Annotated in this window: 20 protein-coding genes and 2 tRNA genes; 4 read left to right on the forward strand and 18 right to left on the reverse strand. The window is 70.1% G+C overall.

The window, feature by feature from the left end; translation table 11 throughout:
* Positions 1-35: 35 nt before the first annotated feature.
* Positions 36-108, reverse strand: a tRNA-Ala gene (locus BKI49_RS12090).
* Positions 109-246: 138 nt separating this feature from the next.
* On the opposite strand from BKI49_RS12090, the gene BKI49_RS12095 reads away from it, so the two are divergent.
* A complete protein-coding gene (locus tag BKI49_RS12095; RefSeq protein ID WP_257004727.1) occupies positions 247-1,431 on the forward strand; it encodes a glycosyltransferase 87 family protein in 1,185 nt (394 codons plus the stop codon).
* On the opposite strand, the gene BKI49_RS12100 is transcribed toward BKI49_RS12095, so the two are convergent.
* Together BKI49_RS12100 and BKI49_RS12105 are read right to left on the reverse strand one after the other, a co-directional pair.
* The gene (locus BKI49_RS12100) at positions 1,400-1,633 is read right to left on the reverse strand and encodes a hypothetical protein (RefSeq protein ID WP_010986886.1); all 234 of its coding nucleotides are present in this window, start codon (positions 1,631-1,633) and stop codon (positions 1,400-1,402) included. The two genes, BKI49_RS12095 and BKI49_RS12100, sit on opposite strands and share 32 nt — an antisense overlap.
* A gap of 245 nt (positions 1,634-1,878) precedes the next feature.
* The gene (locus BKI49_RS12105; RefSeq protein ID WP_257004728.1) at positions 1,879-3,243 is read right to left on the reverse strand and encodes an MFS transporter; all 1,365 of its coding nucleotides are present in this window, start codon (positions 3,241-3,243) and stop codon (positions 1,879-1,881) included.
* Positions 3,244-3,466: 223 nt separating this feature from the next.
* Between BKI49_RS12105 and BKI49_RS12110 the strand changes: the two genes are divergently transcribed.
* The gene (locus BKI49_RS12110) at positions 3,467-4,342 is read left to right on the forward strand and encodes a helix-turn-helix transcriptional regulator (RefSeq protein WP_095934246.1); all 876 of its coding nucleotides are present in this window, start codon (positions 3,467-3,469) and stop codon (positions 4,340-4,342) included.
* A 55-nt stretch (positions 4,343-4,397) separates the two neighbouring features.
* On the opposite strand, the gene BKI49_RS12115 is transcribed toward BKI49_RS12110, so the two are convergent.
* The 7 genes from BKI49_RS12115 to BKI49_RS35025 form a co-directional block, all read right to left on the reverse strand.
* Positions 4,398-4,470 (reverse strand) — tRNA-Ala (locus BKI49_RS12115).
* A 106-nt stretch (positions 4,471-4,576) separates the two neighbouring features.
* On the reverse strand, positions 4,577-5,239 hold the full coding sequence (locus BKI49_RS12120) for a histidine phosphatase family protein (protein ID WP_095934247.1): 663 nt from the start codon (positions 5,237-5,239) through the stop codon (positions 4,577-4,579).
* Complete coding sequence (gene rsfS, locus BKI49_RS12125; RefSeq protein WP_028802570.1) at positions 5,236-5,679, reverse strand: ribosome silencing factor; 444 nt, start codon at positions 5,677-5,679, stop codon at positions 5,236-5,238. Before rsfS ends, BKI49_RS12120 begins: the two co-directional genes overlap by 4 nt.
* A 155-nt stretch (positions 5,680-5,834) precedes the next feature.
* Positions 5,835-7,580: an LCP family protein gene (locus BKI49_RS12130; protein WP_095934248.1), complete on the reverse strand. Its 1,746-nt coding sequence runs from the start codon at positions 7,578-7,580 to the stop codon at positions 5,835-5,837.
* 16 nt (positions 7,581-7,596) lie between these two features.
* Positions 7,597-8,316, reverse strand: coding sequence for a nicotinate-nucleotide adenylyltransferase (gene nadD / locus BKI49_RS12135; RefSeq protein WP_095934249.1), 720 nt, complete (start codon positions 8,314-8,316; stop codon positions 7,597-7,599).
* 69 nt (positions 8,317-8,385) lie between these two features.
* The gene (locus tag BKI49_RS35275; RefSeq protein WP_095934250.1) at positions 8,386-8,547 is read right to left on the reverse strand and encodes a hypothetical protein; all 162 of its coding nucleotides are present in this window, start codon (positions 8,545-8,547) and stop codon (positions 8,386-8,388) included.
* Between the two features lie 139 nt (positions 8,548-8,686).
* Entirely contained in the window at positions 8,687-8,878 is a 192-nt protein-coding gene (locus tag BKI49_RS35025; RefSeq protein WP_143658426.1) for a hypothetical protein, read from the reverse strand.
* A gap of 70 nt (positions 8,879-8,948) precedes the next feature.
* Between BKI49_RS35025 and BKI49_RS12150 the strand changes: the two genes are divergently transcribed.
* Complete coding sequence (locus BKI49_RS12150) at positions 8,949-10,079, forward strand: M48 family metallopeptidase (RefSeq protein ID WP_095934252.1); 1,131 nt, start codon at positions 8,949-8,951, stop codon at positions 10,077-10,079.
* Between the two features lie 52 nt (positions 10,080-10,131).
* Here the strand turns inward: BKI49_RS12150 and BKI49_RS12155 are convergent, their stop codons facing one another.
* From BKI49_RS12155 to proB, 5 genes are all read right to left on the reverse strand, one after another.
* Positions 10,132-11,199 (reverse strand): SCO2583 family membrane protein, encoded by a 1,068-nt coding sequence (locus BKI49_RS12155; protein ID WP_095934253.1) that lies wholly within the window; start codon positions 11,197-11,199, stop codon positions 10,132-10,134.
* 193 nt (positions 11,200-11,392) lie between these two features.
* On the reverse strand, positions 11,393-11,998 hold the full coding sequence (locus tag BKI49_RS12160; RefSeq protein ID WP_095934254.1) for an SCO2584 family spore wall biosynthesis protein: 606 nt from the start codon (positions 11,996-11,998) through the stop codon (positions 11,393-11,395).
* A gap of 86 nt (positions 11,999-12,084) precedes the next feature.
* Positions 12,085-13,371: a glutamate-5-semialdehyde dehydrogenase gene (locus BKI49_RS12165; RefSeq protein ID WP_095934255.1), complete on the reverse strand. Its 1,287-nt coding sequence runs from the start codon at positions 13,369-13,371 to the stop codon at positions 12,085-12,087.
* 61 nt (positions 13,372-13,432) lie between these two features.
* Positions 13,433-13,927 carry a hypothetical protein gene (locus tag BKI49_RS12170; protein ID WP_095934256.1) on the reverse strand — a complete coding sequence of 165 codons (495 nt, stop codon included), beginning with the start codon at positions 13,925-13,927 and terminating at the stop codon, positions 13,433-13,435.
* A gap of 203 nt (positions 13,928-14,130) precedes the next feature.
* On the reverse strand, positions 14,131-15,237 hold the full coding sequence (gene proB, locus BKI49_RS12175) for a glutamate 5-kinase (RefSeq protein ID WP_095934257.1): 1,107 nt from the start codon (positions 15,235-15,237) through the stop codon (positions 14,131-14,133).
* 303 nt (positions 15,238-15,540) lie between these two features.
* On the opposite strand from proB, the gene BKI49_RS12180 reads away from it, so the two are divergent.
* Positions 15,541-16,941 (forward strand): polysaccharide pyruvyl transferase family protein, encoded by a 1,401-nt coding sequence (locus BKI49_RS12180; RefSeq protein WP_095934258.1) that lies wholly within the window; start codon positions 15,541-15,543, stop codon positions 16,939-16,941.
* A gap of 46 nt (positions 16,942-16,987) precedes the next feature.
* Here the strand turns inward: BKI49_RS12180 and BKI49_RS12185 are convergent, their stop codons facing one another.
* The 3 genes from BKI49_RS12185 to BKI49_RS12195 all read right to left on the reverse strand — a co-directional run bounded on the left by BKI49_RS12185 (position 16,988) and on the right by BKI49_RS12195 (position 22,262).
* Positions 16,988-18,133, reverse strand: a complete 1,146-nt coding sequence (locus BKI49_RS12185) for a glycosyltransferase family 2 protein (RefSeq protein WP_095934307.1) — start codon at positions 18,131-18,133, stop codon at positions 16,988-16,990.
* 312 nt (positions 18,134-18,445) lie between these two features.
* Positions 18,446-20,578 (reverse strand): hypothetical protein, encoded by a 2,133-nt coding sequence (locus BKI49_RS12190; RefSeq protein WP_373557539.1) that lies wholly within the window; start codon positions 20,576-20,578, stop codon positions 18,446-18,448.
* Between the two features lie 184 nt (positions 20,579-20,762).
* The gene (locus BKI49_RS12195) at positions 20,763-22,262 is read right to left on the reverse strand and encodes a bifunctional cytidylyltransferase/SDR family oxidoreductase (protein ID WP_095934260.1); all 1,500 of its coding nucleotides are present in this window, start codon (positions 22,260-22,262) and stop codon (positions 20,763-20,765) included.
* Positions 22,263-22,604 lie beyond the last annotated feature (342 nt).

Here is a 22,604-nt window from a genome sequence, read left to right on the forward strand (position 1 = left end):
GGCCACCCGATCGGGTGGCCCGCCATCAACGTCTGTGGAGCTAAGGAGAATTGAACTCCTGACCTCCTGCATGCCATGCAGGCGCTCTACCAACTGAGCTATAGCCCCTCGCGGTCTTGCGGCGGAGCCGCATATCGACCGTGTCGCCCGGTTTCCCCGGCGGCGTCGCCAACATTACACGGTCACCTGGGTGCATCACCAAATCGTTTCCCTTCTGTACGGATTCGGGCGCTAGTGTCGGCCTTCGTGACCGTGATCGCGCTCCCCCGTGTCAGACGTCGTACGCCCGTCGCCGTGGGGGTGTGCCTGCTGTCGTTCGCGGCCTTCTGGTGGGCGCAGCGGGCCGCGCACGTATCGATGATCGATCTGATGGTCTACCGGGCGGAGGGAGAGACGGTCCGTGCGGGCGGCGACCTCTACGCGCTGCGCACGACCGAGGCCCATCTGCCCACCACCTACCCGCCCTTCGCGGCGCTGCTGTTCACGCCGCTGACGCTGCTGGACACGACGAGCATGCGCGCGGTGGCCACCACCGGAAATCTGGCCCTCCTTGTGGCGTTCGTCGCACTCTCGCTGCGACTCGTGGGCCACACGCGCGTGGAGGGCGCCTGGTGGGTGGCGGCGGCGGCCGTGTGGTGCGAGCCGGTGTGGACGACGCTGCGGTACGGCCAGATCAATCTGCTGCTGGCCGTACTGGTGCTGTGGGATCTGTCACGGCGACCGGGGCGCCGCTGGGCCGGGGTGGGCATCGGGATCGCCGCGGCGATCAAGCTGACGCCCGCGCTGTTCGCGGTGTTCCTGCTGGTCACCGGTGTCGTGGAGCGCTCCGGCAGGGGCTCGGCGGGGCCTTGGCTGCGCCACGCGCGCGGGGCCGCCGTCGCGTTCGCCGGGGCGACGCTGCTGGCGGCGGCCCTGCTGCCGCACGACTCCTCGCGGTTCTGGACCCGCATGGTCTTCGAGGCCGGCCGGGTCGGGCTCGTCGAGGACACCGCCAACCAGTCGCTGCGCGGTCTCCTGGCCCGGTTGCTGCACACCACCGAGCCCGGGGCCCTGTGGGCCGTCGCCGCGGCCCTGGCGGGCGTTCTGGGCCTTGCCGTGGCCGTCGCCGCCGAGCTGCGCGGGCTGCGGGCCTGGGCTACGGTCGCCTGCGCGGTGACGGCCCTACTGATCAGTCCCGTGTCGTGGTCGCACCACTGGGTGTGGTGCGTGCCGATGGCGTTGCTCCTCGCCACGAAGAGCCGCACGGCGGCCGTCTGCGCGGCCCTGGCCTTTTGCACCTACTCCCTGTGGTGGGTGCCACACGGTCCGGGCAGGCTGGAACTGCACCAGAACGGCGTCGAGTTGACACTGTCGTCCCTCTACGTGGGAGTCGGTTGCGCCTTCCTGGCCCTGGTCGGGGTCAGGCTGTGGCGAACGAGTAGAACCGCTTGAGGGTGCAGTGCTCGTCGAGGAGCCGTCCGTAGATCGGCTCGCCCTCCAGCTCGCGGTACGTCTCGATCGGGTCGCCTTTTATGATCAGCGCCCGCGCGCACTCCTCGCACCAGTACTGGTAGTCGTGGTTGACCGGCTCCATGTCGCGGACGATCGGCGTACCACTGCCGCACCAATCGCACTTCCGCCTGTGTGCACCCATCGATCAGCTCCAGCTGTGGCCGCAGGCCGTGCACACGTAGGAGATCCCGCCGTTGTCGCCGAGGACCTGGGCGACGTGGACCGATCCGCAGGAAGGGCAGTCGAGGAGAGTGGCTTTTTCCGTCTCGGTGCCACTTCGAGGAGATCGTCGACCTCCTCGCGGATGCTCGCAGGCATCGCTACTCCCTCCCGTCGGGCCGCGCCCCCTTCCGGCCGTTTGATTCTGCCACGGCCGGAGCAATACGGTCAGCGACGCCTGCGTACCAGTCCGGACACGGCACCCACCAAGGCCGTCGCGGCCAGCGCGTACATGCATGTGAGGAGCGCGTCCGCAGAGGTATACGCCCCCGGAGCCCCAAGTGACTCAAGCCGGTTCAAGAACAGAGTGCCGAAGGCCGCTACACCCATCAGCTGACCGAGCTGGGTGACGGTCGCGAGCAATCCGCTGGCGTCCGCCGCGTCCTCGGGCCGCACCGTCGCCAGCGCCCTGGTGAGCGTGGGGCTGAACCCGAGCGCGAGCCCGGCCCCGACACCCGCGAACGCCACGTACAGCCATGCTCCGCCGTCGCCCCCGCCGTCGAGGACGGCTCCTACGCCGGCCACGGAGCCCGCGGCGAGCACGAAGCCGGCCGGTATCAGGGCACGCTGCCAAGAGGCGGGCCAGTTGCGCCAGGTCAGGCCGACCAGGCCGAAGATCACCGCGGTCGGCGCGAAGGTGAGGCCCGCCCGCAGGGCGCTGTAGCCGAGCCCGCCCTGGATGTGCAGGGTGAGCGAGAACAGGAAGCCCGCGTTGACCGCCATCACGGCCAGCAGCCGGAAGACCGCGAGACCGATGCCGGGATGACGCAGCACCCGCGGCGCGATCAGCGGCGCTCCGCCGCGCCGGGCCAGCCGGGACTCGTACCGGCCGAACAGGGCGAAGAACACCGCGGCCGACCCGAGCGAGAACCACGACCACAGCGGCCAGTCCTCCTCCTGCCCGAGCACGAGCGGCACGGTGAACAGTGAGACGGCGGCGGCGAGCAGCACGAGACCCGGCACGTCGAGGCCGCGCGAGCGTTCCAGGGCCCGGGCGTCGTCCCGCGGCAGGACCCGCCGGCCGACGGCCAGCAGGACGAGACCGACGGGCACGTTGACGAGGAACACAGGACGCCAGCCCGTGCCGAACAGATCGGCGCTGACGAGCAGGCCGCCCAGCACCTGTCCGGCAGCGGCGCCGGTGGCAAGGATGGCCGCGTACGCGCCGAGGGCGCGCGCCCGTGCCTCGCCGGTGAAGTTGCGCTGGATCAGACTGAGGACCTGCGGGATCATCACGGCCGATCCGGCGCCCTGCACCAGCCGGAAGGCGATCAACTCCCCCGTTCCCTGGGCCAGTCCGCAGGCCAGCGAGGCAGCGGTGAAGATGGCGAGTCCGGCCAGGTAGACACGGCGGTGGCCGAGCCGGTCGCCCAGCCGGGCTCCGGTGATCAGCAGCACGGCGTAGGAGATGGAGTACCCGGCGACCACCAGTTGCAGTCCCGCGCCGGACGCGTGGAGTTCGGAGCCGATGGTGGGCACCGCGACGTTCACGATGAACACGTCGAGCAGTGCCATGAACTGGGCCGCGAGCACGACCGCGAGCAGTCGTCCCGGCCGATTGTCAGTGCCAGGGTTTTTACTGTCAGCAGGACTTGGACCGCGTGCGGGCCCTGTGCCCGCGGGGGTTGTCGTCGTCATGCCGTCGAGCGTGGCGGCGGCCGGATACCGGTAACGAGAGCCCCTCGATGCTGGTAGTGACAGCACCTGGCAGCGGTCGGGTCCGGCACGGACCATGGTGACGGGGGATGTGGAGCCGATGAGCACGACACAACGCCGCAGGCCGGAGCTGGCCGCCTTTCTGCGCAGCAGGCGGGCGCGGGTGACACCCGCGGACGTCGGGATGCCGCCGGGCTTCCGGCGGCGCACGCCGGGGCTGCGCCGCGAGGAGGTGGCCCAGCTCTCCGGCGTCGGGGTCACCTGGTACACCTGGCTCGAACAGGGCCGCCCGATCAACGCCTCCCCGCAGGTCCTGGACGCGGTCGCCCGGACACTGCGCCTCGACCAGCCCGAGCGCGAGCACCTGTACCACCTGGCCGAGGTGCCTTACGAGCAGGATCCCCCGGCCGCCGCACGAGCCGTCGGTCCGGAGATCCAGGGCGTCATCGACGCCGTCGACCCGCACCCGGCCGTGGTCTACAACGCGCGCTTCGACATCCTCGCCACCAACCGCGCCTACCGCGACGTGTTCTTCACGCCCCAGACCGCCAACTCGGGCATGGGCAACGCGCTGTGGACACTGTTCACCGTGCCCGAGCCGGCCTGTCCCCTGGTGTTCCGGGAGTCCGAGCTCCCGGTGATGGTGGCGACGCTGCGTTCGTCCTACGGGCTGCATGCCGGCGAGCCGGCGTGGGAGGACTTCATATGCCGCTTGTCGGAGGCGAGTCCGCACTTCGCCCGGCTGTGGCGCAACGGCGACGTGGTACCGCCCGGCCCGCGGGTGAAGACGTTCCGGCACGCGGCGGTCGGTGAGATGCGGATGACGTCGATCTCCCTGTCCATCCACGGTCTGCCGGAGTGCCGGATCGTGGTGTACCAGCCGGTGGACGAGGAGACGAGCCTGCGCGTGGCGCGACTGCGGGCGCTGATGACGCAGGAGACCACGGGGACGACAACGAAAAATCCCGCTCCCTGACGGGAACGGGATCCTTCATCACCGATCTTTGACAACTCCAAAGAGAGTCATTGTGTGGAGCTAAGGAGAATTGAACTCCTGACCTCCTGCATGCCATGCAGGCGCTCTACCAACTGAGCTATAGCCCCTTGCGTTCTTCCCGATCAGCGGGCCGAACAAGAAGAACCTTAGCCTGCGACCAGCCAGAAAGTGAAATCCGGTCCCGACGGGCCCCGGGACCGGACAGCGGGCCGCTCAGTCGTCGTCCCCGAGCACGGGCTCCGGCAGGGTGCCGGCGTTGTGCTCCAGGAGCCGCCAGCCGCGGGCGCCCTCCCCGAGGACGGACCAGCAGCAGTTGGAGAGGCCGCCGAGGCTCTCCCAGTGACGGGACTCCAGGCCGAGGAGACGGCCGATGGTGGTGCGGATGGTGCCGCCGTGGCTGACCACCACGAGGGTGCCGTCCTCGGGGAGTTTGTCGGCGTGCCGCAGCACCACGGGGGCGGCGCGGTCGGCGACCTCGGTCTCCAGTTCGCCCCCGCCGCGGCGCACCGCCTCACCACGCTTCCAGGCGGAGTACTCGTCGCCGTAGCGGCCGATGATCTCCTCGTGCGTCAGCCCCTGCCAGACGCCCGCGTACGTCTCGCGCAGGCCCTCGTCGTGGGTGACGTCGAGGTCGGTGAGCTCGGACAGCTCCGCGGCCGTCGCCGCGGCGCGCTGGAGGTCCGAGGCGACGATGGCGTCGGGCTTCAGCGAGGCCAGCAGCCGGGCGGCGCGACGGGCCTGGCCCACGCCGGTCTCGGTCAGCTCGATGTCCGTCGAGCCCTGGAAGCGGCGCTCCAGGTTCCAGGAGGTCTGGCCGTGCCGCCACAGGATGATGCGACGGCCCCGGCCGGGCTTCTTCCCGGCCTCTGCGCTCACCGGAGCTCTCCCAGTTCGGCGGCGTCCTCCTCGGCCTGGAGCTTGGCGTGCTCGGCGGCCTTGCCCCGGGTCGCCTTGGCGTCGGCGGGCAGGTCCAGCTCCGGGCAGTCCTTCCAGAGCCGCTCCAGGGCGTAGAAGACACGCTCCTCGCTGTGCTGCACGTGCACCACGATGTCCACGTAGTCGAGCAGCACCCAGCGGGCCTCGCGGTCGCCCTCGCGGCGCACCGGCTTGGCGCCGAGCTCCTTGCTGAGCCGCTCCTCGATCTCGTCGACGATCGACTTGACCTGGCGGTCGTTGGGAGCGGACGCCAGCAGGAAGGCGTCGGTGATCGACAGTACGTCGCTCACGTCGTAGGCGATGATGTCGTGCGCGAGCTTGTCGGCGGCCGCCTGTGCGGCGGTGTTGATGAGCTCGATGGAGCGGTCCGTGGCGGTCACTACGCGGCTTTCCGTAGGCGGTCAGTAATGACTCAAGGGTCTCACGGACCGCCGAGGAGGCCCCACGCGTTTCCCGGGCCCCGGTCCGGGGCGCCCGGCGGGCGGCCCCCGGACCTCCCGGGGCGGGGCGTCGGCCGCCCCGGGAGAGGCGCCGGTCAGCCGGTGGGGCCGCTCAGCTTGTAGTCCTGGCCGAGGACCACGGACACGTCCGCGTTGGACGTCACCGTGCCCTTCTTCACGGAGCCGGCGGGCAGCCCCAGTGTCTTGGCGACCTCGGTGGCGTCGGCCTTCTTGGCGGCGTCGGAGTAGGTGATCCGCGACACGGTCTGCGCGGCACCCGTTCCCGAGTCGAGGAAGGTGTAGCCGCCGTTGACCAGGACCACGCGGGCCTGCTCGGTGGCGCCCTTGGTGCCCGTGGCGTTCTTGATCCCGACCCGGACGGCCGCGTCGGCGTCGGGGCTCTTGGCGGTGCCGCCGAGCACGTCCTTGATCACGCTGTTGCTGGCGCTCTCGCTGAGCGTGCCGTCCTGCTGCACGGGCAGCAGCGCGGTCTTGTAGTCGCCGCCCTTGGCGAGGTCGGCGAGCTTCGCGAGGAAGGTGCCCAGGTCCGCGTCGGTCAGCGGCGGATCGAGGATCTGGGCGAGCGTCTGCACGGTGGTGGTCGCGGCCTGCTTGTCCGAGGACAGCTTGCGCAGCACGCCCTGCATGACCGCTCCGAACCGCTCCAGCTGCGCGTTCTGGGCCTCGCCGGAGGCCCGGTAGGTGGCGTAGGCGACGGCCATCCTGCCGCTGAGGGTCTGGCCCTCGCCCTTCTTGACGAGGGGCGCCTGACCCTTCTTCTTCGCGTCGGGGTCGGGCACGTCGGTGTTGGTGGTGATGTCGATGTTGCCGACGAGTTCGACGAGGTTGTTCAGGTACGGGGTGTCGAGGCGCCAGGTGCCCTGGATATCGGTCCCGAGCACCGTGTCGATCGCGTCCCGGGTGCCGGAGGTTCCGTCGTCGTCGACCGACTTGGCCAGCGTGGTCGTCGAGCCGTTGTCGTCCGTCATGGCGAGCGAGTTGGGCAGCAGGACGGTGGTGCCCTGCTTGGTGGTGGTGTTGTCGACGAGCAGGGCCGTGGAGGTGCCGCCGCCCTTCGTGTTGTGCAGGTGGACGACGATCACGTCGCGGTTCTGGGCACCCACGGCGGTCGTCGCGCCCGGCTTGCCGTCCGAGGAGGTGCCGGGCAGCTTGCCCGCGTACCAGAGGTAGCCGACGCCGCCGACCGCGACGAGGGCGAGCACCACGACCAGGGCGACGACGCGGCTGCGGGCGCGGCGCTTGGCCTCCTCGCGGCGCTCGGTGCGGTTCTCGGTGAACGCCAGCCAGTCGATGACGTCCTCGGAGTCGTCCTCCTGCTCCTCGACGAACGCGAACTGCTCGGTGCGGTAGTCACGGCCCGCCCGGGGTTCGTCGCCCTCCGCGGGCCCCGCCTGCTGCGGGATGTAGGCGGTCTGCTCGGCCACACGGGGCTGCTGCCCGGTGCCGGGGCCGCCCGGGCCCGCGGCCTGCCCATAGGGGTCGTACGGGCCCGGGGCACCCGCGGCGGGGGCACCGGTGCCGTAGGGGTCGTACGAGGGCGCGGGCGGCCGCCGGGCGGGGTCGTAGGGCGGTACGGCCTGCTGCTGCCCGGTGTCGTACGACGCCGGCTGCTGTCCGTCCGTGTCGTAGGGCCGACCTGGCTGCGGGCGCCCCGAGGCGTACGGGTCGTAGCCGTAGCCCTGGGGCTGGGAGCCGTAGGGGTCGTAGCCCTGCTGCTGGGGCTGCTGCGACACCTGTCGGTACACAGGCTGCCCGAACTCGTCGTAGCCGACGAGCTCGTACTGGTCGCCGCCCGCGTATCCGTCGTATCGGTCGTTCACCGGTGCCCCTCTCGGCTCACTCGCCGCGGTACAACTCGCGCTTGTCGATGTAGCGCACCACACCGTCCGGCACCAGGTACCAGACAGGGTCGCCCTTGGCGACTCTCGCACGGCAGTCTGTGGACGAGATGGCGAGCGCGGGAACCTCGACGAGCGAGACACCGCCCTCGGGCAGTCCCGGGTCGGTCAGGGTGTGACCGGGCCGGGTGACCCCGATGAAGTGCGCGAGGGAGAACAGTTCTTCCGTGTATCGCCAGGTGAGGATCTGGCCCAGGGCGTCGGCGCCGGTGATGAAGAAGAGATCCGTGTCGGGGTTGAGCGCGCGCAGGTCGCGCAGGGTGTCCGTGGTGTAGGTCGGGCCGCCGCGGTCGATGTCGATGCGGCTCACCGAGAACTGGGGGTTCTCGGCGGTCGCGATGACCGTCATCAGGTAGCGGTCCTCGGCCGGAGTGACCTTGCGGTCGGTCTTCTGCCACGGCTGCCCCGTCGGCACGAAGACGACCTCGTCGAGGTGGAACTGCGCGGCGACCTCACTGGCTGCCACGAGGTGCCCGTGGTGGATCGGGTCGAACGTTCCGCCCATGACGCCGAGGCGGCGCTTGCCCGGATTCGAGGGACCGTTTCCGGGGCCGGTCGTCACACGGCCGACGATGCCGGCCGTGCCGCCCTTGGCGGAACCGCCGGTGCCGCTCTCCGTGTCACTCGCCGGACCGGTAGGCATGTCCTGCTCTCCCATGCGTGCAGACCCTACCGGCCCGGCCGACGGGCTCCGGCCGACAGGGGCCCTGAGCGGGCCCTGTGGGGCTCAGCGGTCGCGGTTGAAGCGTGTGGTGATCCACAGCAGCAGAAGGAGGATGAAGAGGGCGCCGCCGCCGGTCAGGTACGGGCTGAGGCTCTCGTGGTTGCCGCCGTTCTCACCCTCGGCGGCGACGGTGACCAACTGTGCAGCGGTGCTGTGGAAGCTCATCTCGGCAGGACCTATCCGGTGTGGGCGGGATAAAGACGTCGGCTCATCGTATGCGGGGGCCTCGGCCACGATCACGCCGACTCCGCCGTTGGGGACGCCGGTTGCCGCGCGGCGCCGGAAAACCGGGCGTCACAGGCGGTCAGTCGTCCCGCTTGTACCCGCGCAGCAGGAACCATGCGGTCAGGGCCACGCCGACGACCATGACGACCAGCACGACGCGGAGCAGATTGCCCGGCCCCTGCTTGTCTGCCGCGTTCGCGGCCTCGGTGAGCCAGGCGGCTGCGGGGATGTGCTCCATGGCGTACGACTCCTTCTCTGTACTGCCCGTCAACGGTATCTCCGCCTAGGCTGGGCTCTGCCTTGGGGGCACATAGGGCACACAGACGCACATGGGGGAAGACATGTCCGACGACGGCCACGAGCAGAACGGGCACGAGAACGTGCCGAGCAGGCAGCGCAGGCGCTTCGAGGGGATCTCCTCGCGGGCGTACGAACACCCGGCGGACCGCTCGGCCCTGGTGGCCCTGCGCAAGCTCAGCGGCTTCGACACGGTCTTCAAGGCGCTCAGCGGCCTGCTGCCCGAGCGCAGCCTGCGGCTGCTGTTCCTGTCCGACTCGGTGCGCGTCTCGGACGCCCAGTTCGCGCACCTCAACGCCATGCTGCGGGACGCCTGCTACATCCTGGACCTGGAGAAGGTCCCCCCGATGTACGTCACCCAGGACCCGCAGCCGAACGCGATGTGCATCGGCCTGGACGAGCCGATCATCGTGGTGACGACGGGGCTCGTCGAGCTGCTGGACGAGGAGGAGATGCGCGCCGTCGTCGGGCACGAGGTCGGCCACGCGCTGTCCGGTCACTCCGTGTACCGCACGATCCTGCTCTTCCTCACCACCCTCGCCCTCCGGGTCGCCTGGATCCCGCTGGGCAACCTCGCGATCATGGCGATCGTCACGGCGCTGCGCGAGTGGTTCCGCAAGTCGGAGCTGTCCGCGGACCGCGCCGGGCTGCTGGTCGGGCAGGACCTGCGCGCCTCGATGCGCGGCCTGATGAAGATCGCGGGCGGCAACCATCTGCACGAGATGAACGTGGACGCGTTCCTCGCGCAGGCCGAGGAGTACGAGGCCGGGGGCGACCTGCGGGACTCCGTCCTGAAGATCCTCAACGTCATGCCCCGCACCCATCCCTTCACCACGGTGCGTGCGGCGGAGCTGAAGAAGTGGGCCGAGTCCCGCGACTACCAGCGGATCATGGACGGTCACTACCCGCGGCGCAGCGAGGACAAGGACACCTCGGTGTCGGACTCCTTCCGCCAGTCGGCGGCGAGCTACGCCAGCGACGTGAAGAACTCCAAGGACCCGCTGATGAAGCTGGTGAGCGACATCGCGGGCGGTGCGGGAGACCTCGGGGGCCGGGTGCGGCGCGGCTTCGGCGGCTTCACGGGCAGCGCGCCCAAGGACGCTCCGCCGCGGAATTCCGGCGGCGGGTCCGGCGACGACCACCCGGGCGACGGACGTCCCGACGGCGACAGCTGACCGAGGCAGAGGCTCCCACCCACCGGGCGCGGGCCGGGGAGCCGGCGGGCGGTCACACTTTCGGCTGGGCGCTCTTCGCCAGTGAACCGCACAGGGCCGTGGCGCTCCCGGTGGCGTACGGGTCGGTGCCGGCGGGGCCGCCCGCCTTGGCCGTCTGTCCCGCGAGCAGCGGATGCAGCCGGCTGACCGAGTCCTCGGAGCAGGCGAGCGGGCCGGCCTGGACGTAGGAGACGGCCAGCTCGGCCTGGTGCATGCGCAGGTCGTCGCGGTCGAAGCGGAAGTGCAGCTCGCGCCGCACGGTGAACAGCGAGGCCTGCGCCTTCGCGTCCGACCCTGTCGGCTTCAGCGCGTACACGAAGGTGTGGTCGGCGATGACCTCCAGGGTGTTCGCGTCGAATTCGGCGGCCTGGAGGGTGCCCTGTACGCGGATCTTGTTGTCGGCGAGCTGGGCGCCGGCGTGGTCGAAGCGGACCAGCCAGCCGGTGGGGGCGTGCCGCCCGTCGGCCATGGGCCGTTCGAAACTCTGGTCGAACTGATCGAGCTGCTGAGGATCGAGCAGGATGCGCACGGGCCGGGTGGCGCCGCCGGTGAGCACGTCGGGGTCGAGGGCGGACTCGACGAGATAGTCCTTCGCGGTGGTCAGGGCGGTGACGACCTGGCTGTCGGAGAAGTGCGCGGTGCGCCGGGAAGCGGGCAGCGTGATGCCCTCGGCGCCGATGCGGAACTGCGCGGCGGGGCTGCGCGCGTACAGCTCGTCGGTGCTGGTGGAGCCGGGCACGGCGGTCTGCGGGGACAGGGGTATGACCGTCATCCGCAGCGGCTCGGGGGGCTGGGCGGTGGGGGTCTGGTACGGGTGGCGTACGCCCATGTAGATCGCCGTGCCGAAGGCTATGGCGATCAGCAGCACGAGTATCAGCGCCTGCCGGGACAGGCCGCGCTGGAGGGTCGGGCGGCGGCGTACGGCCGGTGTGTGATCGGCCATGCGCTCCTGGGCGGAGAACTCCTGGAGGCGGGCAGCGCGGACGAACGACTCGTCGAAGACGACGGATCGGTACTCGTCCTCTCCACCTGCGGGAGCGCCCTCGGGTGTCCCCTCAGGTGGGTCTCCAGGCCCGCCCATACATTCAGAGTAGGTCTCCCGGAGCTCGGGTAAACGCCGTGGTACACGACAAGTTCTGACAGGTTCTCACCAGGACCGTCAGGCCGTTCGAGGGATCGTCACCTGGCCGTCCGAGGGGCCGAAGTCCTTGTCCTCCCGGGCTCGAAGGCCTTGTTCTCCCGGCCCGCGGGCCGGTGCCCCGGCGGGTGCGGTGTCAGGGCCTCCTGGGGTCCGCCGAGACCGCCGGCTGGGAGTAGTCGGCCGAGGCGGAGGGGCCGGTACCGGTCACGCTCTCCTGGCCCTGCTCCAGGCCCGTGGAGGCGGGCGGCGGGACCTGCTCCTGGCGGCCGGAGGAAGCTCCCCGGTAGACCGCCGTGAAGGCCAGGGCGACCATGCCGATGCCCATCACGAGCGCGAGGATCCAGGCGACGGGGCGGTGCCAGCGGGTCTGCTTCCCGTAGGGCCTGCCGTAGGTCCCCGGTGCGCCGTAGTGGCCGTCCAGGACCTCGGTGTCGTCCAGATCGTCCAGATCGGGATCATGGCCGAAATCGCCGCGGCCGAAGCCGTCCTCGTACCGGTCGTCGTCGCCCCGGGAGCCCCTGGAGCGCGTACGGCGCGCCTCCGCCTCGGAGGCCTCGGCGCGGGCCTCGGCGGCTGCGAGGAGTCTCTCCACGGCGGTCGGCTCATGGATCACCGCCGCCCGTACGAAGTCCTCGTCGAAGACCACGGTGGCGAACTCTTCGTCCGCACCCCCGCGGTCGCGGTCGTCGTCGGGCTCCCAGCCGTCAGGGAACGGCGTGCCCCCCACGTCCTCCGGCACGGATCCAGAGTAGACCTGGGGGGTCAATTTGGGCAGACGGTATGGAAATTCATCCACCTGCCGAGACGGTTCCGCCGGGGCGGGTGTCAGCGCCGGATGTGCCCGTCCCCGGTGACGATGTACTTGGTGCTCGTGAGCTCCGGAAGCCCCATGGGCCCCCGGGCGTGCAGCTTCTGGGTGGAGATGCCGATCTCGGCGCCGAAGCCGAACTGGCCGCCGTCGGTGAAGCGCGTCGAGGCGTTCACGGCGACGGTGGTCGAATCGACCAATTGGGTGAATCGGCGGGCGGCCGGCTGCGAGGTGGTGACGATCGCCTCGGTGTGGCCGGAGGTCCACAGCCGGATGTGCTCCACGGCCCTGTCGAGCGAGTCGACGACGGCGGCCGCGATGTCGTAGGAGAGGTACTCCGCCTCCCAGTCCTCGGGGGTGGCCTCGACGACGGTGGCCTTGGAGTCCTTGGCGTAGGCGAGGACCCGCTCGTCACCGTGCACGGTGACCCCGGCGGCCGCGAGGGCATCCAGGGCGCGCGGCAGGAACTGGGGGGCGATGTCCTGGTGCACGAGGAGTGTCTCGGCGGCGTTGCAGACGCTGGGCCGCTGCGCCTTGGAGTTGATCAGGATGTCGATCGCCATGTCGAGGTCGGCGTGGGCGTCGACGTAGACATGGCAGTTGCCGGTGCCGGTCTCGATGACCGGGACGATGGACTCCTGGACGACCGTGCGGATCAGGGAGGCCCCGCCGCGCGGGATGAGGACGTCGACGAGGCCGCGGGCGCGCATCAGCTCGCGTACGGACTCTCGGTTCTCGCCGGGCACCAGCTGGACGGCGTCGGCGGGCAGGCCCGCGCCGCCCACGGCGTCGCGCAGGACCCGCACGAGGGCGGTGTTCGACTCGTACGCGGAGGAGGAGCCGCGCAGCAGGACCGCGTTGCCGGACTTCAGGCAGAGGGCGGCCGCGTCGACCGTCACGTTCGGGCGGGCCTCGTAGATGATCCCGACGACGCCGAGCGGGACGCGGACCTGACGCAGGTCGATGCCGTTCGGCAGGGTCGAGCCCCGGACGACCTCGCCGACCGGGTCGGGCAGTGACACCACGTCGCGGACGTCCGAGGCGATCGCGCGGACCCGCTCGGGCGTGAGGGTGAGCCGGTCGATGACGGTCTCGCTCGTCCCCGCCTCGCGGGCGCGGGCGATGTCCTTCGCGTTGGCCTCGACGATCTCGCTCGTACGGACCTCCAGCGCGTCCGCGATCGCGAGCAGGGCGTCGTCCTTGTCGGCCCGCGGGAGGGGCGCCAGGTCGGCGGCTGCGGCCTTCGCGCGGTAGGCGGCCTGGGTGACCGGAGACATGGAGTCGTACGGCGAGAGCGTGGTCATGGAGGAAGGGTAGTGCGCCGGGGGGACGGATCCACCCGTCATCCCACACCGCGAGACGGGCTCAAAAGGGGTGAACTCCGACAGGCGTGGCGGGCAGCGGCCCGTACCCCTCCGCGATCCGCTGGTGGTACGTCTCGCGGTCGATGACCTCCAGGCCGACGATCTCCCAGGGCGGGAGCTTGGCGGTCTGCCGGTGCTCGCCCCACAGACGCAGCGCGACGGCCGCGGCGTCGTGCAGGTCGCGGGCCTCTTCCCAGTAGCGGATCTCCGCGTGGTCGTTGGCGTAGCGGCTGGTCAGCAGGAAGGGGTGGTCGTGGGCGAGCTGTTCGAGGCCGCGCCGGACCTCCTTGAGCGGGGCCTCCTCGCCCGAGACGCTCAGCGTGACGTGCCACAGCCGTGGCAGGTCGGCGGGCGCCTCGCCCTCGTAGGTGTCACCGGCGGCGACGCTCGTCAGGGCGCGTTCCTCGCCCGCGGCTCGGGACGGGTGTCCTCCCGCCCGCGTGGAGTCGAGGGCGGGAGAGGCACCACCGCGGGACGCCGCCGCCCCAGGGCGCACTCGTCTCACGACGGCCTCCTTCACGCGATGTTCGTACTGAATCCCGGACTCTCCCTGCCACAAAGTTGAGCAGGTGGGGAGCCCTCGCGTGGCACTTTTACGGAGTTTCACCTCGCTGCGGCCGGCGTCCGCGAAACGTTCACAACATTTTTGGACCGGAGGTCCGGGCTCGTGGCCCCACCGCGGCACGCCGCCCGGCGGGGCTACGGGTTCAGGAGGACGAGGTCGTCCCGGTGGATGACCTCCCGCTCGTACTCCGGGCCCAGCTCGCGCGCCAGCTCCCGGGTCGAACGGCCGATGAGCCGGGGGATCTCCTTGGCGTCGAAGTTCACCAGGCCCCGTGCGACCGCCCGGCCCGTGCCGTCGCGCAGTTCGACCGGGTCGCCCGCGGTGAACTCGCCCTCGACGGCCGCGATGCCCGCCGGCAGCAGGGACTTGCGCCGCTCGACCACGGCGCGCACGGCCCCGTCGTCCAGCACGAGCGCACCCTGCGGGGTGGAGGCGTGCTGGAGCCACAGCAAGCGGTCCGCGGACCGCTTGCCGGTGGGGTGGAAGTACGTGCCGGTGTCCCCGCCCGCGAGGGCGTCGGCGGCGTGGACGGCGCTGGTCAGCACCACCGGGATGCCGGCCGCGGCGGCGATCCGGGCGGCCTCGACCTTGGTGACCATGCCGCCGGTGCCGACGCCGGCCTTGCCCGCACTGCCGATCTCGACGTGCGCGAGGTCGTCGGGGCCGTGCACCTGCGCTATCCGCGAGGTGCCCGGCTTGCTCGGATCGCCGTCGTACACGCCGTCGACGTCGGAGAGGAGGACCAGCAGATCGGCCCGGACGAGGTGGGCGACGAGGGCGGCGAGACGGTCGTTGTCGCCGAAGCGGATCTCGTCCGTGGCGACGGTGTCGTTCTCGTTGACGACCGGGAGGGCGCCCATCGCGAGGAGCTTGTCGAGGGTGCGGGAGGCGTTGCGGTGGTGGGCGCGGCGGCTGGTGTCGTCGGAGGTGAGGAGCACCTGCCCGACGCGGATGCCGTAGCGGGCGAAGGAGGCGGTGTAGCGGGCGACGAGGAGTCCTTGGCCGACGCTGGCGGCGGCCTGCTGCCGGGCGAGGTCCTTGGGGCGGCGGCGCAGTCCCAGCGGCGCGAGTCCGGCGGCGATGGCTCCGGACGAGACGAGGACGATCTCCCTCTCGCCCCCGCTGCGGCCCTTGGCGAGGACGTCGACGAGGGCGTCGACGCGGTCCGCGTCGAGCCCGCCGGAGGCCGTGGTCAGCGACGAGGAGCCCACTTTGACGACGACCCGGTGGGCCTGCGCCACAGCACTTCGGTGGGCGGGCGCCGCAGCACTCCCGTGGGCGTGCGCCCCAGCACTTCCGTCGGCGTGCGTCTCGCTCTGCCTTGCGCCTGCCACGTGCCGTGTGTCCCCTCGCGTAGGTCCGTTACCCCGCCCGGCAATCTACGCGAAGGGGAAGGCGATGCGCCCGCCGGTCCAGCTGCCGGACGGCGCCCCGTAGTCGGACGCTCACAGGTCGCGTATGCAAAAAAGGTTGTACGGGTTGCGCATAGTAAATAAAGACGACGCAAAGTTAAGTTGAATGTTGTGGCACTCAACGATCACCCTGTGAAGCGCATACTCCTGAGATCCGGGAAGAGTCCGTACGACGTGATCCCCCTGGAGGAGGCCCTCCATCAGGATGTGATCGCCACCAACTCGGGCAATCTGATCTTCAGCGACGCCGCGCACAAGATCCTCGAAACACCGCGGACCGAGGTCGTGTCCAACGGCATCCGCACCGACGTGAGCGCCGCGGGCCGGATCAACGAGGAGTTCGACGCGTTCGTCATACCCCTGGCCAACGCGTTCCGGCCCTCGTTCGAGCCGCAGCTCAGGCGACTGACGCGGCTCATAAGGAAGTTGAAGATCCCGGTGGTCGTGCCGGGCATCGGCGCGCAGACCGGCCTCGGCTACAACCCGGCCCGGCTCAAGCCCATGGAACCGTCCGTCCGCGACTTCGTCTCCGCGGTCCTGGACCACAGCGCCTCGATCGGGGTGCGCGGCGAGTTCACCGAGCGCTATCTGAAGGACATGGGGTTCAAGGACGTCGAGGTCATCGGCTGTCCTTCACTGTTCATGTACGGCAAGGACCTCGACGTGCGCAAGCGTGCGGAGTCACTCGGCCCGGAGGCCCGGATCGCGGTGAACGGCTCGCACAGCGCGGTGAAGTCGCAGGGGCTCGGGCGTGTCATCGACCGCGTCCACGCGCGCTATCCGCATCTGCGCTTCATCGGTCAGAACCTCAGCGACGCCCGGCAGTTGCACTGGCGTGACCTGTCGGACCCGAACGCGGCCGTCACCGCGATGCCCACGCACCCCGACCACCCGATGTACCGCGAGGACAAGGTCCGCGTGTACATCGACCCGGTCACCTGGATCGACGACCTGCGGGACTTCGACTTCTCCTTCGGCTCCCGCATCCACGGCAACATCGCGGCGCTGCTCGCGGGTACGCCCGCGACGGTGCTGTGCGGCGACTCGCGCACCCTGGAGCTGTGCCGCTACTTCGGCATCCCGCACCGGCAGATCACCAAGCTGCCGGAGGACCTCGACCCGGCCGAGCTGTACGCGGAGGCCGACTTCAGCTCCCTGACGGGCGGCCACCAGGAGCGTTTCGAGCGCTTCATCGGTTTCCTGGACCGCAACGGCCTGGAGAACACCTTCACGCACGGCGACGCGGGCGCGGCCTACGAGGAGCGCATCCGCTCCCTCCGCTTCCCGCCCGGGATCCGCCCCTGGAACGAGACGGACATCGCCTCGCTCAGCGCGCGTTTCGGCTGGCTCCAGACACGTATCACCGAACTGTCCACGGACAACGCCCAGTTGCGGCGGGACCTGGCACGGGCCGGCAAGGTGTCGAGGGCCCTGGCGGGACCAGGCGGTACGGGAGAGCGCTCGGTCTACCGTCGGGCCCGGCGAGCGGTGGGGCGGCCCTTGCGCAAGGCACTTCAGTCCGGTCGGCAGTAGCCCGGCCGGCGGGCCCGCGCCGGGTGGGGCGACGGGGACGGGGCGCCTACGCCGTCGCGCGGCGCGGGCCCAGCACACGGCGGGCCAGCCTGCGCAGCCGCGGCAGACGCCGCTTGCGCGGCCTGAAGCCCTCGATGGCGGCCGCCTCGCGGCTCGTGGGGACGTAGCAGCTGTCGGGGACGCCCGCGGCCGGGTCGCGGAAGTGGGGATAGGCGAGGTAGGCCTTGCGGCCCCGGTCCTCGAGGACCGCCTCGGGTTCCTTCTTGGCCTTGATGAACTCCAGTACGTCGACGAGGAGATCACCTCGCCCCTGGGCGACCAGGTGGAGTCGCAGCCGCTCGTGGACCTTGAGGCGGCCCGCGACACCGGGGTGCCAGTGCGCGGCCAGCAGCGGCTCGGCCAGGTCGAGCTTGTGGCGCCGGACCTTCTCGCTCTGCTTGAGGTAGCCGGGGCCGAACTGCGGGATCAGGGTCACGAGTAAGGGCCGGATCATCAGGGCGTCGCGGCGCGGCCCCGGGGGCACCAGGTCGGCGATGAGCCCCATCAGGGCGCGCGCCGAGTCGAAGCGCAGGGTGTAACCGCCGCTCTTGGTGGCGTGTTTGCCGTCGTCGCGCCCCACCAGGTAGTAGCACTCGTAATCGGCGATCACGGAGACACCGTCGGCACGGAGGTAGGCCTCCATCGTGAACAGGGCGTCCTCGCCGGTCTTCAGCGATTCGTCGAAGTGCATGCCGTGCCGGGTGAGCAGGTCGCGGCGGAAGAGCTTCTGCGCGCTGAGCGTGAACTTGATGTTCGAGGAGAAGACGTCGGTGCGGGTCAGGTTCTTGGCCCACATCGACTTCGGGGCGTTCCTGTTGACCCCGACGACCTTGCCGAGGACCACGTCCGTGCCGTGTTCGTCGGCCATGGCGACCATGCGCTCCAGGGCCTCGGGGCCGAGGTGGTCGTCGGCGTCGAGGAAGAAGACGTACCGTCCGCGGGCCTTGCCGAGGCCGACGTTGCGCGGGCCGCTGGGGCCGCCCGAGTTCGGCTGACCGATGACCGTGACGGCCATGGGCGCGCGTTCGGCGAACTTCTCCAGGTACTCCCCCGTGCCGTCCGTGGACCCGTCGTCGACGGCGATCACTTCGATCCGTGCGGGGTCGAGTGTCTGGTGTTCCACCGACTCCAGGCACTTGACCAGGTACGGCATCGCTTCGTACGCCCCGATGACGACGGTCACATCAGGCTGCGTCACGTTTCCCCCTCGTTACGGGAAGTGTCATGGAACATTTCCCTCTTATCACCTCAATCGCTACCTAGAAGACGACTGAAAGTACGTACCGGTTGCCCAGGGACGCTCACTTAGTGATCCAGCTCACAGCAGAGGGAGGGGCGCCCGGCGTGAGGTGCTCCACGCGTCAGGCTGGCAGGAGGACGTAAGAGGAGCGGGAAGAAGCGTAAGAAAAGGGCATGACCCCGAGGAGTGCTCCTCGGGGTCATGCCCTGGTGAAGACCGGTGGCGTCAGCCCGTGATCGCCGCGCCGTCCGTGTCGCCGGTCACCCGCTGGCCCGGCAGCACGTTCGCCAGATCACCGTCCGCGACCAGCTCGCTGTCGCTCGACAGGTCGGCGCCGACGGGCGCGCCGCCCTCCTGGCCGAGGTTGCGCGTCTCGGCCTTGCGCGCCAGGTCCCGCACCGCCGCGTTGAACTGGTCTATCGACGCCGGCTCGTCGGGGCCGAGCAGATACCGCTTCAGCTCCCGGCGGTCGGCGTCCTGGGCGTCGGCGTCCGAGTCGGCGACCGCGGTCAGCAGGTCGCCCAGTTCGGCCGCGGAGTTGGACAGGATGACGGCGGCGCGCACCGCGGTGTTCTGCCGCTTGAACTCCTCGACGCCGAGCTCGGCGGAGTCGGTGACCGCGTACGGCTTCCCGCTCGCGATGAAGTCGGAGACGACGCTGGAGATGTCGGAGACCATCGCGTCGGACACGTTGAAGCAGTCGTACAGACGCGGCTCGGCGCCCGTGATGACCCGGTGCTCGAAGCTGCCGAAGGAACGCCAGTACGCCTCGTTCCACTCACCGCGCAGCCGGGCGACCTCCGCGTGCCTCTCGACGTCGACCACGCCGTCACGGGTGGCCTCGGCCTCGTCGCCCTTGTCGGCGGCGGCGCCGGACAGCTCGGCCAGCCGGGCCTCGATGCGGGCCAGCTCGGCCTTCGCCTGCGTCTGCACGGCGGCGTCGGCCGTGAAGCGCGAGTCGGCGGCACGCTCGGCGCCGGCCTTCTCGACCAGGGCGGTGATGCGCCGGTGGGCGGCGCCCGCCTCGGGGCTGACCGTGCCGGTGAAAGGGTGCGGCTTGTACAGGACGCGGACCGGCGGGTCGGCCTTCACCAGCTTGTTCACGATGTTCTCGCCGGCGAGGACGATCGAGGTGTTGCCGGGGTTGCCGTCCCAGCCCTCCCAGGTCGGTGCGTACAGCACGGTGGGGATACGGCCCTCGGGCACGCCCTGCCACGACTGGATCGGGGCCAGCTGCGGACGGCCCACCTCGACGATGTCGTCGTCGCGGACGCCGACGTCGGCTATGGCGTAGCGGTCGCGGCCCGCGCGGCCGGCGGTCCACACCTCGTCGTACGCCTTGCTGAACGGGTTGACGCTGGCGAGCTTGTCGCTGTCGCCGTGGCCGATGAAGACGTGCTTCATGGTCGGCACGCGCAGCATGTGGATGTTCTTGCCGACGTTCGCCGCGTAGAGCGCGACGCGCACCGTGGACAGGTCCATGTTCATCAGGTGCACACCGCCGGGCACGCAGACGACCGGGACGGTGGTCGGGGCCATGCGGTCCAGGATGGCGCGCTCACGGAGGATGATCAGCGGACGGGTGTCCAGCTGCTCCATCGTCTCCAGCCACATGTTGACCTGGTACGCCGAGTCCTTGGAGCCCGAGAAGTAGAGCACCGTCTCCGGGCGGTACTCGCGCAGCCAGTCGTCGACGGCCGCGAGGACCCTCTCGGCGTTCGGCGGGATCTTCCGGCCGCGGACGTACGGCACCAGCGCGGCGACGTACCCGAAGCCGAGCGCCACGGTGAGGCCGATGCCCACGAACCCGTAGACGTTGTTGTCGGTCGCCGCGGTCACCAGGACGCCGACGACGGCCGCCAGGTCGAGGTGGAGCATCTTCTCGGCCGAGCGGGACAGCAGCCGGCGCGGGGGCGCGTCCGGGATGCGGATGCGCGAGGCCAGGTCGACATTGCGGGTGGCGACGGGCATCTTGCGGCGCAGCCGGATCAGCGTGATCAGCGCGCCGTGCGGGGCCTGGAAGCCGTAGAAGGCCAGGAAGCAGGCGATCGCCGCGTAGAAGACCAGGCTGTCGGACAGCTCCAACCGCGCCAGCAGCAGCACCAGGAGCAGCTGGCGGATCAGGAATCTGATGGACAGACCGGCCCGCACCTTGCTGAGGCGGTTGATCAGATAGCTGCCGCGCCGGTGCAGATAGTGGTCCGCCAGGTACGTCACGGCGGCCGCGGCCGCGAAGGCTGCGACGCTCGGCAGGAGCGCGGCCAGCATCAGGCAGGGGAAGCCCAGCATCATGAGGGCCGCCGCGGCCAGCTCGGCCGCGCTGCCCACCCGGGCAACGCGAATAGCGGTGGAAATCACGAAGAAACCTGCTCTTGAGAGAGTGCCGGTTTGGTACGAAATTGGAGCTTCACTCCAGAAAGCCGGAAAAATGCAGGAAACGGCATTCCGCGGCGATCCGGAACCTTACGGATTCAGGCCTCTGCGAATGCGCGGCAAACACGCAGCCACAGAGGCCTGAATTCCATAAAAAGCTATACGGTGATTATGCCACGCCGTCCTGGCGGTCCAGAACGCTGGCCAGCGCCGCCTCGAATCCGGAGGCCTTGCCCGCGCCCGCCGTCGGGTCCTGCTGGCGGACGTCGATGACGTGACCGGTGAGCTCGGAGAGCAGGACGTCGAGCGAGGTGTGCGCCACGGCCTCGGAGGACAGCAGCGAGCCCGCGGGCTCCTGGCCGAACGCCTTGGTGCGCATGGGGGTCGCGGTGCGCTCGGGGTTGATGCAGTTGACGCGGATGCCGTCGCCGGCCCACTCGTCGGACAGCGCCTGGGTGAGGTTCACCATGGCGGCCTTGGTCGAGGAGTAGAGGCTGTACTCGGCGCGACCGCGGGTGTAGCTGCTGGAGGTGTAGAGCAGCAACTGGCCCTTGGTCTCGGCGAGGTACTTGTAGGAGGAGCGCGCGATCTGCACCGGGGCCAGGTAGTTGACCTTCAGCGCTTCCTCGATCGTGGCGTTGTCCGTCTCGGCGAGCTTGCCGATGCGCAGCACGCCAGCGGTGTTGATGACGTAGTCGATGCGCCCGGTCTCCGCGTACGCCGTGGACAGCGCGTCGTCGACCTCCTCGGGGTTCTCGACGTGCGTGCCGGTGGTCGAGCGGCCGAGCGCGTACGTCTTCGCGCCGTAGCCCTCGGCGAGTTCGGCGATGTCCTTGCCGATGCCGTACGAACCGCCGAAGACCACCACGGTCTTGCCGGTGAGCAGCTCGCGGTAGGCGGCCTCGTCGGCCTGCTCGGGCGCGGCGGTGGAGGCCAGCTGGAAGAGCTTGTCGGCGATGAACACGTCGACGGGCTGCGTGACCTTCATGTTGTACTCGTCACCCGCGACGACGTGGATCGGCACGTCCGGCAGGTACTTGAGCACCACGGAACAGTCGTCGGTGGCCTGGAAGTTGGGGTCCCCGGCCGCGACCTCGTAGGCGCGGCGGATGGTGGACAGCTTGAACGCCTGGGGCGTCTGACCGCGGCGCAGCCGGGAGCGGTCCGGGATCTCGGTGATGAACTCGCCGTCCTCGCCGTGGGTGCGGGTCACGATGATCGTGTCCGCGGACGGGATGGCGACGTCGACGGCCTGGTAGCGCTCGAGAGCCGTGACGCAGTCGTCTATGACGCGCTCGGACAGCAGCGGACGCACGGCGTCGTGGAACAGCACGTTGCGGTCCTCGCCCTCGGCGAGGCCCTCACCGAGAGCGCTGATGGCGCGCTCGGTGGTCTCGTTCCGCGTCGAACCGCCCTCGATCACCTTGGCGACCTTCTTCAGCCCGGCCTTGGCGACGATCTTCTCGACGTCCGGCACGTAACCCGGGGCCATCAGCACGATGATGTCGTCGATGGAGTCGGCCTTCTCGAAGGTCGTCAGCGTGTGCTCGATGACGGCCTTGCCGGCGATCTTCAGCAGCTGCTTCGGAATCGACAGACCCACGCGCTGACCGGTGCCACCAGCCAGGATCACTGCGGTGGTACGGGGCTTGGCAAAGTGCTCAGACACAGGTGACCTACCTTGGGGCGACAGGGAACCCGGGAATGGTCCCACTTACGGTTACTGCCATGCAAGGTGAGCGCCCTCTACTGCATATGTGCGCGCAACCGGTTATTCACCTTGTGCGCAGGAGACTTCCGAGAAACGGGACCGGATTGTCCTGTTTTGCTGTGAGTAACTGCACACGATTTCCGTGCGTCCTTCACGTCACGGACCGCACACCGGTCCCGGGCGCCACACCTCTTTCGACTTCAGGTGTCACGGCTCGTATTCGCCGTGACCACCGTCCGTCTCCGGTACCGCGGTTCCGGCCCGCGGTACTTGTGGCACCGCGGTTCTCGGCCACCGCGG

Source organism: Streptomyces sp. Tue6028, assembly GCF_002300165.1.
Taxonomy (GTDB): domain Bacteria; phylum Actinomycetota; class Actinomycetes; order Streptomycetales; family Streptomycetaceae; genus Streptomyces; species Streptomyces siamensis.

Bases quoted from the DNA above. Each gene is read 5' to 3' on its own strand.
- nadD (WP_095934249.1), bottom strand. From the start codon at position 8,316: ATGGGAGAGCAGGACATGCCTACCGGTCCGGCGAGTGACACGGAGAGC.
- BKI49_RS12155 (WP_095934253.1), bottom strand. From the start codon at position 11,199: ATGGGCGGGCCTGGAGACCCACCTGAGGGGACACCCGAGGGCGCTCCC.
- BKI49_RS35275 (WP_095934250.1), bottom strand. From the start codon at position 8,547: ATGAGCTTCCACAGCACCGCTGCACAGTTGGTCACCGTCGCCGCCGAG.
- BKI49_RS12110 (WP_095934246.1), top strand. From the start codon at position 3,467: ATGAGCACGACACAACGCCGCAGGCCGGAGCTGGCCGCCTTTCTGCGC.
- BKI49_RS12185 (WP_095934307.1), bottom strand. From the start codon at position 18,133: ATGCCGTACCTGGTCAAGTGCCTGGAGTCGGTGGAACACCAGACACTC.
- BKI49_RS12165 (WP_095934255.1), bottom strand. From the start codon at position 13,371: ATGACCACGCTCTCGCCGTACGACTCCATGTCTCCGGTCACCCAGGCC.
- BKI49_RS12100 (WP_010986886.1), bottom strand. From the start codon at position 1,633: ATGGGTGCACACAGGCGGAAGTGCGATTGGTGCGGCAGTGGTACGCCG.
- BKI49_RS12150 (WP_095934252.1), top strand. From the start codon at position 8,949: ATGTCCGACGACGGCCACGAGCAGAACGGGCACGAGAACGTGCCGAGC.